Origin of the sequence: Streptomyces sp. NPDC057638, from assembly GCF_042800315.1 — a bacterium.
Lineage (GTDB): Bacteria > Actinomycetota > Actinomycetes > Streptomycetales > Streptomycetaceae > Streptomyces.
In genome coordinates this window covers 1-10,759 of record NZ_JBHVHF010000280.1, presented here as the reverse complement: position 1 = coordinate 10,759, position 10,759 = coordinate 1, and the positions used below count along the sequence as shown (strand labels likewise).

The 10,759-nt window shown below is 74.7% G+C and carries 2 protein-coding genes; both read right to left on the bottom strand.

The features are described from left to right. Positions 1 to 8,263, bottom strand: an 8,263-nt coding sequence (locus tag ACFVIM_RS27945) for a type I polyketide synthase (RefSeq protein ID WP_384306838.1), incomplete at its 3' end; no start/stop codon positions are given. A gap of 43 nt (positions 8,264 to 8,306) precedes the next feature. After that, positions 8,307 to 10,759: type I polyketide synthase (locus ACFVIM_RS27940; protein ID WP_384306835.1), on the bottom strand; the 2,453-nt coding region annotated here is incomplete at its 5' end.

Below are 10,759 nucleotides of genomic sequence, written 5' to 3'. Positions count from 1 at the left end.
GGGCCCGCCGGTGGGCGGCCAGGGCGTCGAGATGCGCGTTGGCCGCCGCGTACGCGCCCTGCCCCGCCGCACCCCACACCCCCGCGATCGAGGAGAACAGGACGAACGCGTCGAGCGGGCGTCCGTCGAGCAGTTCGTCGAGGAGCGCCGCGCCGTCCGCCTTGGCGGCGGTGATCGCGGTGAAGGACTCCTCGTCGTAGGCGTCCAGTGGCCGCAGATCGCCGGGGACCCCGGCGGTGTGCACCACCGCGTCCGGCGGGTACTGCGCGATGACGGCGGCGAGCGCCGCCCGGTCGGTGACATCGCAGGAGGCCACCACGGCCCGCGGCCCGAGGTCCTCCGCCGCCGTGCCGGTACGGCTCAGCAGGACGACCCTCGCCGCGCCCTCGGCCAGGGCCCACCGGGCGACATGGGTGCCCAGCGCACCGGTGCCGCCGGTGATCAGGACGGTGCCCCGGGGGGTCCAGCCCGTGCCGGTGCCCGGGTGCGCGGCGGGGACGAGCCGTCGCGCGAGGACACCCTCCGTACGCAGGGCGACCTGGTCCTCATCGCCCGCGAGGACACGGACGAGCCCGTCGAGGGCGGAGGCGTCCTCCTCGGTGCTGTCGGCCGCCCTCATCGGCAGATCGACCAGCCCGCCCCAGACCGCCGGACGCTCCAGGGCGGCCACCCGGCCGAGGCCCCACACCTGGGCGGCGGCGGGATCGCTCAGCGCGTCGCCGTCCCCGGTGGAGACGGCGCCCCGGGTCACCGCCCACAGCCGTGCCCCCTCGGGCGCCTCGCGCAGCAGATCCAGCAGCTCCAGCGGTGTGGGCGAGACGCTGAGCACGCCGGTGACGGGTCCCGGGTCCCGGCGGTCGGTGACCACGTCCATGCCGCGCGCGGCCAGCCCGGCCGCGAGCGCCGTGTCACCGAGCACGAGCCAGCGTCCACCGGGCATGTCGTACGGGTCGGAGGCGACGGGCCGCCAGGTGATCGCGAACCGCCACCGTTCCCGTGATGTGGTGCGGTGGCCGCCGGTGCCGGAGGCGAGCCAGTAGTTCCGGTGCTGGAAGGCGGTGGTCGGTACCTTCACGGCCGGGACGTCGGGGGTGAGGGCGGTCCAGTCGACGTCGGCGCCCCGGGCCCACACCTCACCCACGGCCGTCAGCGCGGTACGGACCTCAGGACGGTTACGGCGGGTCAGCGCGAACGCGTCCACGCCCAGGGCACCGGCGAGGTTGGTCAGCACACCACCGGGACCCAGCTCCAGCACTGTTCCCACGTTCAGATTCGCGACGGCGTCGGCGAAACGGACCGTGGCACGGACCTGGTTCACCCAGTACTCCGGCGAACAGGCCTCCTCATCGGAGAGACGCTCACCCGTGACGGTGGAGACCAGCGGAATCTTCGGCGGTGAGAACACCAGCCCCTCGGCCACCTGCCGGAACTCCGCCATCATCGGCTCCATCAACGGCGAATGGAAGGCGTGACTGACCTCCAGCCGGCGCCCCTCCACACCCAGCCGGGACACCACCGACTCCACCGCGCCCGCCTCGCCGGACAGCACGAGTGACGACGGACCATTCACCGCCGCCACCGCCACCCCGTCACCCAGCAACGGCAGCACATCCGCCTCAGGAACGCTGACCGACACCATCACCCCACCCGAAGGCAGCGCCTGCATCAAACGGCCCCGCGCCGCCACCAACCGCACCGCATCCGCCAGCGTCAGCACACCCGCCACATGCGCCGCCGCCAACTCCCCCACCGAATGACCCACCACGACCTTGGGCCGCACCCCCCACGACGCCAGCAGAGCGGCCATCGCCACCTCCACCGCGAACAACCCCGCCTGAGCGAACACCGTCTCCCGCAAAGCTCCTTCGTCCCCGAACACCACCTCCCGCACCGAGTGCTCCACCCACCCCGCCAACGCCCGGTCCAGCTCCACACAGGCCGTGTCGAACGCCTCCGCGAACACCGGGAACGCCTCATACAACTCCCGGCCCATCCCCACCCGCTGAGCACCCTGACCCGCGAACAACCACCCCATGCCGCCATCACCGGCCGTGGCCCCCATGACCACGCCACCCCGGTCGGCGTCACGCAGGGCCCGCACCGCCTCGGCCGGGTCCTCGGCCAGGGCGACCGCCCGTCGTTCCCAGGTGGTGGTGCGGGCGGTGGCCAGGGAGCGGGCGACCGCCGCCAGGTCGGGTTCCGCCGACTCCAGGTGGTCGGCGAGTCGCGTGGTCTGGGCACGCAGCGCACCGGCCGAGCGCGCGGAGACGACCAGCGGCACCAAGTGGCCCGGCGTGGCCGCCGGAACGGGCACGGGCAGGCGCGTCGGCGCCTCCTCGATGACGACATGCGCGTTGGTGCCCGAGACACCGAACGCCGACACACCGGCCCGGCGCGGACGGCCGTTCGCCTCCCACGGCACGGCCTCCGTCAGCAGCTCCACCCGGCCGGAGTCCCACTGCACCCGCTCCGACGGACGGTCCACATGCAGGGTGCGGGGCAGGACACCATGGCGCAGCGCCAGCACCATCTTGATGACACCGGTCACCCCGGCCGCCGCCTGGGTATGCCCCAGGTTGGACTTCACCGACCCGAGCCGGAGCGGCGTCTCACGCCCCTGGCCATAGGCCGCCAGCAGGGCCTCCGCCTCGATCGGGTCACCGAGGACCGTGCCCGTGCCATGCGCCTCCACCGCGTCCACCTCGGACGCCGAAAGGCCCGCACTGGCCAGCGCCTCGCGGATCACCCGCTGCTGCGCCGACCCGTTGGGCGCGGTCAGGCCGTTGGACGCGCCGTCCTGGTTGACCGCCGAGCCCCGCACGATCGCCAGAACCTCACGGCCCTCCCGTACCGCGTCCGACAACCGCTGCACCACCAGCACACCCACACCCTCAGCCCACCCCGTACCATCCGCACCCGCCGCGAACGACTTGCAGCGGCCGTCCACCGAGAGTCCGCCCTGGCGGGAGAACTCCGCGAACACCTCGGGCGTCGCCAGCACGGCCGCACCGCCGACAAGGGCCATCGTGGACTCGCCCGAGCCCACCGACCGCGCCGCCAGATGCAGGGCGACCAGCGACGACGAGCACGCCGTGTCGATCGTCACCGCCGGGCCCTCGGCGCCGAGGACATAGGAGAGCCGTCCGGAGAGCACACTCGCCGAGGTGCCGGTGAGGTGGTAGCCCTCGGTGCCGTCGTCCTCGGCGTCCATGCCGTACCGCTGGGCCGACGCGCCGATGAAGACACCGGTGTTCCGGCCGCGCAGGGACGCCGGGTCGATGCCCGCGTCCTCCAGCGCCTCCCAGGACGTCTCCAGCAACAGCCGCTGCTGCGGATCCATCGCCAGCGCCTCACGCGGCGAGATCCCGAAGAACCCCGCGTCGAACGCCCCCGCCTCCGCCAGGAAACCACCGTGGCGGGTCGCGGACGTGCCGGAGGCGTCCGGGTCGGGGTCGAAGAGCCGCTCCAGATCCCAGCCACGGTCCGCCGGGAACTCCCCGACCACATCACGCCCCTCGGACAGCAGCTCCCAGAACCCCTCGCCATCCGACACCCCACCCGGCAGCCGCAACCCCATCCCCACGATCGCGACCGGCTCCGCGGCAGCGGCCGGAACGGTCGCGGAGCGCTCGGGCGCGAGGTCGAGGAGTTCGGTGTGGAGGCGGCGCGCCAGCGCGGTGATGTTGGGGTGGTCGAACGCCACCGTCGCGGGGAGGCGTATCCCGGTCGCGGCCCGCAGCCGGGTGCGCAGTTCGACGGAGGTCAGCGAGTCGAACCCGGCCTCACGGAACGCCTGTGTGGCGCCGATCGCGGTGGCGTCGTCCATGCCGAGCACGGCCGCCGCCTCCGTACGGACGAGGTCGGCGAGCAGTTCCATCCGGCGTGGCGCGTCGAGTCCCGCCAGGGTGGCCGCCAGGGCGGGCCGTTCGGTGCCGGGTTCGTCCCGGGCGGTCAGGGCCTCGGCGGCGGCGGGCACGGCGGACAGGAGGGGACTGGGGCGTCCGGCGGTGAACATCGGGGCGAAGCGGGCCCAGTCCATACGGGTGACGACGGCGTTCGCGGCGCCCGTGCGCAGGACGTCGGCGAGGGCGGCGAGCGCCTCGCCGGGTTCCATCGTCAGGATGGCGCGGCGGCGCAGATGTTCGGCCGCGTCCCCGGCCACCGCCATGCCCGCGTCGGCCCAGGCGCCCCAGGCGACGGAGGTCGCGGTCAGCCCACGGGCCCGCCGGTGGGCGGCCAGGGCGTCGAGATGCGCGTTGGCCGCCGCGTACGCGCCCTGCCCCGCCGCACCCCACACCCCCGCGATCGAGGAGTACAGCACGAACGCGTCCAGCTCCCGCTCCCCGAGGAGTTCGTCGAGCAGGCTCGCTCCGGTCGCCTTCGCGGCGAGAACGCCGGTGAGGGCGTCAGGGCCGAGGTCGAGCAGCGGGACCAGATCACCGGCGACGCCCGCCGTGTGGAGGACGGCGTCCGGCGGACAGGTGTCGAGCAGCCGGGCCACCGCCGTACGGTCGCCGAGGTCGCAGGCGACGACGGAGACCCGGGCACCGGAGCCGCGCAGTTCGGTGGCGAGGTCGGCGGCGCCGGGCGCGTCGGGGCCGCTCCGGCTGGCGAGGACCAGGTGGTCGGCGCCGTGGGCGGCGGCCCAGCGGGCGGCGTGGGCGCCCAGCGCCCCCGTACCGCCGGTGATCAGGACGGTGCCGCGCGGGGTCCAGCCCGCGCCGGTCGCGGGTGCCGTGACGGGGGTGAGACGCCGGCCGAAGAGGCCGGTGGTACGCACGGCCACCTGGTCCTCGTCCCCGGTGAGCGCCGCCAGGAGACGGCCGGACAGCGCCGGGTCCGGGTCCGGCGGCAGATCGACCAGCCCGCCCCAGCGGTCGGGGTGTTCGAGCGCGGCGACCCGGCCCAGGCCCCACACCTGGGCGGCGGCGGGATCGGTGACCTGGTCGAACGGGCCGGTGGCGACCGCGCCCCGGGTGACCGCCCAGACGCGTGCGGGAGTCCCGGTCGGCGGGGTGGCGGCGGAGAGCAGGGTCCGCAGGGCGGCGAGCAGATATCCGGCGTCGCCCGCCGCGCACAGCACACCATGCGCGGGGCCGGAGGTGCTCAGTGCCTCGGCGAGCCCGTCGGCGTCGGCCGCGACCGGGGTGATGTCGAGTCCGTGCGCGGCCAGCTCGGACGCCAGGGCCCGCTCGTCGGTGTCGGCGGGGTGGAGCAGGAGCCAGCGGCCCGGGGGCACCACGGGCCGGGTGGCACCGGGGAGCCGCGCCCAGGTCACCTCGTACCGCCAGGACCGGATCCGGCTCTGTTCGCGGCTGTCCTGACGCCAGCGGGTCAGCGCCGGTACGACGTCGGCGAGCGGCGCGGGGTCCGCGAGCCGGAGACGGTCGTTGACGGCACCGAGGTCCCCCTGGTCGACGGCCGCCCAGAAGCGGGCCTCCTCGGGGTCCATGGCCCGTTCGCCCGTGTGGTCGGCGGCCCCGGTCTCGGGGAGCAGCCAGTAGTGGCGGTGGTCGAAGACGGTCGTGGGCAGCGGCTCGGGCCTGGCGTCCGGCAGCACGGCGGTCCAGTCGATCTCGCCGCCCTGGACGAAGAGTTCGGCGAGGGAGCGGCGGAAGCGGTCGGGTCCCCCGTCGTCGCGGCGGAGGGTGCCGTGGACCACGGGTTCGTCCTCCCCGGCGGCGTCATCGAGCGTGGCGGTGATCGCGGAGGTGAGGACGGGGTGGGCGCTGGACTCCACGAAGACGCCGTAGCCGTCGTCCGCGAGCGCGGTGACGGCGTCGGCGAACCGTACGGGGCTGCGCAGGTTGCGGGCCCAGTAGCCGGGGTCGAGCGGGCCGTCGACCCAGCGGACATCGACGGTCGACAGCCAGGGCACGCGTGGCCGGACCGAGACCACGTCCGCGAGGAGACCGGAGATCTCCGCCGTGACCGCGTCCACCTGGGCGGAGTGGGAGGCGTAGTCGACCGGGACCCGGCGGACCCGGACCTCACGGGCCCGGTAGGTCTCCGCCAGGGCGTCCAGTAGGTCCGGGTCGCCGGAGAGGACGACGGCGTTCGGACCGTTCACGGCGGCCAGCGACACCCCCGCCGGGAGTTCGACCTCGTCAGGAGAGAGGGCGACGGAGAGCATCCCGCCCCGGCCCGCCAACCCCTCGGCGATCACCTGGCTGCGCAGGGCCACCACCTTCGCCGCGTCCTCCAGCGAGAGCGCCCCGGCGACACACGCAGCGGCGATCTCCCCCTGTGAGTGCCCCACCACCGCGTCGGGACGGAACCCATACGACTCCCACAACGCCGCGAGCGACACCATCACCGCGAACGACACCGGCTGCACCACATCCACCCGCCCCAAACTCCCCGACCCCAACACCACCTCCCGCAACGACCACTCCACAAACGGCGCCAACGCCGCCCCACACTCCTCCATCCGCGCCGCGAACACCGGCTCGGACTCCCACAACTCCCGACCCATCCCCACCCACTGCGCCCCCTGACCCGGAAACACCAACACCGACCGCCCCACGGCCCCACGGGTCACACCACGCACCACACCCGCGCCGGCGCGCCCCTCGGCCAGCTCCCGCAGTCCCTCCAGCCCGGACACGACCGCACGGTGTTCCCACAGGGCGCGCGTCGACACGAGGGCGCGGGCGGCTCCCGCCACCGTGCCCGGCTCCGGCTCCGTCTCCGTCTCCGTCAGATGGGCGGCGAGGGCGGCGGCCTGGGCGGTGAGTCCGTCCGCCGTACGCGCCGAGACGATCAGCGGGATCGGGGCATCGGAAGGCGGAAGCCGCAGCTCGGGGCGGTCGGCGGCGGGCGGCTCCTCCAGGATGACGTGGGCGTTGGTGCCGGAGACGCCGAAGGAGGACACACCGGCCCGGCGCGGGCGGCCGTTCGCCTCCCACGGCACGGCCTCCGTCAGCAACTCCACCCGGCCGGAGTCCCACTCCACCTTCTCCGACGGGCGGTCCACATGCAGGGTGCGGGGCAGCACCCCGTGCCGCAGGGCCAGCATCATCTTGATGACACCGGTGACGCCCGCAGCCGCCTGGGTGTGGCCGATGTTGGACTTCACCGACCCCAGCCGGAGCGGCGTCTCACGCCCCTGGCCATAGGCCGCGAGCAGGGCCTCCGCCTCGATCGGGTCACCGAGGACGGTCCCCGTGCCATGTGCCTCCACCGCATCCACCTCGGACGCCGCAAGACCGGCGTTGGCCAGCGCCTGCCGGATCACCCGCTGCTGCGCCGACCCGTTGGGCGCGGTCAGGCCGTTGGAGGCGCCGTCCTGGTTGACCGCTGAACCCCGGACGATGGCCAGAACCTCACGGCCCTCCCGTACCGCGTCCGACAACCGCTGGAGCACCAGCACACCGACGCCCTCGGCCCACCCCGTACCGTCCGCGCCCGCCGCGAACGACTTGCACCGCCCGTCCACCGACAGTCCGCCCTGACGGGAGAACTCGATGAAGACCTCCGGAGTCGCCAGGACCGTGGCGCCTCCGGCGAGCGCCATCGCGCACTCGCCGGAGCGGATGGCCTGGGCCGCCAGATGCAGGGCGACCAGCGACGACGAGCACGCCGTGTCGATCGTCACCGCCGGGCCCTCGACCCCCAGGACATAGGAGACCCGGCCGGTGGCGACGCTCCCGGCGTTACCGGTGCCGAGGAAGCCCTCCAGGCCGTCGGGGCGCGCGCCCGTCGCGTAGTCGTGGTACATCAGCCCGGTGAACACGCCGACCTCTCGGCCGCGCAGGGAGGCGGGGTTGACGCCCGCGCGCTCCAGCGCCTCCCAGGAGGTCTCCAGCAGCAGCCGCTGCTGCGGATCCATCGCCAGCGCCTCACGCGGCGAGATCCCGAAGAACCCCGCGTCGAACGCCCCCGCCTCCGCCAGAAAACCACCGTGCCGGGTACGGGAGGTGCCGAAGGCCCCCGGGTCCTGGTCGAAGAGCCGCTCCAGGTCCCAGCCACGGTCGGCCGGGAAACCGGAGACCGCGTCCCGGCCCTCGGCGAGCAGGGACCAGAACTGCTCGGGGGTATGGATACCGCCGGGCAGCCGCAGCCCCATGCCCACGATCGCGACCGGTTCGGCGGCGCGCTCGGTGAGCCGGGCGTTCTCCCGCTTGAGGCGCTCCTGTTCGAGGAGTGCGGTACGGAGGGCCTGGACCAGCCGGTCACTCGGGGCCGCCTGGGTGTCGGCGGTGCTCGGGAGCTCGGCGGCGCTCGGGGTGGGCTCGGTGCGCTCGGGGTGCTGGCTGCTCATGGGGGGAGTTCCTTCACTGGTCCGCACGGGTCAGGGGGGAGGGTCAGCCGAGTTCGCCGAGGGCTCGCTTGATCAGTTCTTCGGCGTCCATCTCCGCGATGGCGGCCGTGTCGTCGTCCGGCGCCCGCCCGGGGGCGGCGGGGGTCGCGGTGGTGGCCGGTGCCGCGCCCCGCGCGGAGCCCGGCTCCCCCGGCTCGTCCACCGGGAAGAGCGCGGTCCGCAGACGCGTCGCGAGGGCGGTGGCGTTGGGGTGGTCGAAGACCACCGTCACGGGGAGTCTGACGCCGGTCGCGGCGGTCAGCCGGTTGCGCAGTTCGACCGAGGTCAGCGAGTCGAAGCCGATCTCGCGGAACGCCTTGGTCGGTCCGATGCCCCCGGTGCCGGACCGGCCCAGGACGAGGGCGGCCTCACGCCGTACCAGTCCGGTCAGGACTCCGAGCTGACTGCCGGGATCCTGGGCGGCGAGATCGGCGGGCAGCGCGGCGCGGGCGGTCTCGCGGGGCGCGGGGCCCGCCGGTCCGGCGATGGTGCGCCAGACCGGGGCGAGCCGTCCCTCCCGTACCGCCGTCCGCAGCCCCGCCCGGTCGACGGCGACGGGCGCGACGACGGCGCGCCCGCCGGCGAGGGCCGCGTCCAGCATCCGCATGCCCTGTTCGGAGTCGATGGGCGCGATGCCGTCCCGGGCCATCCGGCCGGTGTCATCGGCCGTCAGATGGCCTGTGAGGGCGCTGGCCTCCTCCCAGAGTCCCCAGGCGAGGCTCACGGCGGGGAACCCGGCCGCGTGGCGGCGGGCGGCGACGGCGTCCAGGAAGGCGTTGGCCGCGGCGTAGTTCCCCTGTCCGGCGTGGCCCAGGAGCCCGGCGGCGGACGAGAAGAGCACCAGGGCGGCGCCCGCCTCGCGGGTGAGGGCGTCCAACGCTTCGACCGCGTCCACCTTGGGCCGGAAGACCCGCTCGAAGCGTTCGCCGTCCAGGGCCGTGATGACCCCGTCGTCCAGGGCCCCGGCCGTGTGCACGACGGCGGCGAGCGGTTCGGCCAGACCCGCCGTCAGCTCCCGCATCCGTACGGGGTCGGCCACGTCACAGGCCACGACCCGGACATCGGCGCCCGCCCGGACGAGTTCCTCCCGCAGGGCGCCCGCGCCGGGCGCGGACTCGCCCTGGCGGGAGAGCAGCACCAGATGGCGCACTCCGTGCCGGGTGACGAGATGGCGTGCGGTGAGCGCGCCGAGCGTGCCCGTACCGCCGGTGATCACCACGGTTCCGGTCGGCCCGAAGGCGAGGGAACCCCGGCCGGTGGCATCAGCGTTGGGGGCCGGGGAGATCCTGGTCAGCCGGGGCGCGAACGCCCGGCCGTCCCGGAGGGCGATCTGCCACTCACCCGCCGCCGCCAGGGCCTCGACCGCGCGGTCGGTGGGTTCCCCTCCCCGTACGAGGAGGAAGCGCCCGGGGTGCTCGGCCTGGGCCGAGCGGACCAGACCCCAGACGGCGGCCATGGCGGGGTCATCAGCGCCCTCGGCACCCTCGGCGTCCTCGGTCGTGATGACCAGACGGGTCTCCTGTCCGGCGCTGTCGGTGTTGTCGGTGTTGTCGGTGTTGCTGGTGCTGTCGGCGCTGTCAGCGAGTACGCGCTGGACGGCGGCGAGCACCCCGGTCACCGCGTCCCGGGCGCGCCGGGCGTCGTCCCCGTGCCCCGGCGGAACCCGCAGGACGCACCACCCGGGCCGGAGCCCCTCCCCGGCGGTGAGGGCGGGCAGCGGCGATCCACCGGGATCGAGCGGTACGGGGACCCACTCGACGCCGAAGACGTCCTCGGCCGCGAGCGGGACCGGGCGCGAGACCAGGGATCCGATGGTGGCGACGGGAGCGCCACCGCCCGGCTCGCCGACGGTGACCCGGGCGCCGTCCGGGCCGGGCGTCAGCCGGACCCGTACGGTCTCCTCCCCGGACGGCCTCAGCTCCACCCACCGCCAGACGAACGGCAGCTCGACCGGTCCATCGCCCCGGGCCACCGCCAGGGCCAGCGGGTGCAGGGCGGCGTCCAGCAGTGCGGGGTGGACGGCGAAGCCGGTACCGCCGGGCGACACGACCTCGGCGAAGAGCTCCTCGCCCCGGCGCCAGAGGGCGCGGACGCCCTGGAAGGCGGGCCCGTACTCGTATCCGGCACGGCTGAGTTCGGCGTAGAAGTCGCCGTCGGCGAGGCGTTCCGCGTCCGCCGGGGGCCATGGTCCGGGCTCGTGCGGGGGTGTGGGCGCGGTACGGGAGGTGAGGGTGCCGGTCGCGTGCCGGGTCCAGTGCGGGTCGTGCTCACCCTTGGAGTGGAGGGTGACGGGCCGGGTGTCCTCGGGGCCCACCGCGCCGACGACGACCTGGAGGGCGCGGGTCTCCCCTTCGGTCAGGGTCAGGGGTGTCTCGATGAGGAGTTCCTCGATGACCGGCGTCCCGGTACGGTCACCCCCCTGTACCGCCAGCTCCACCAGCGCCGCACCCGGAACCA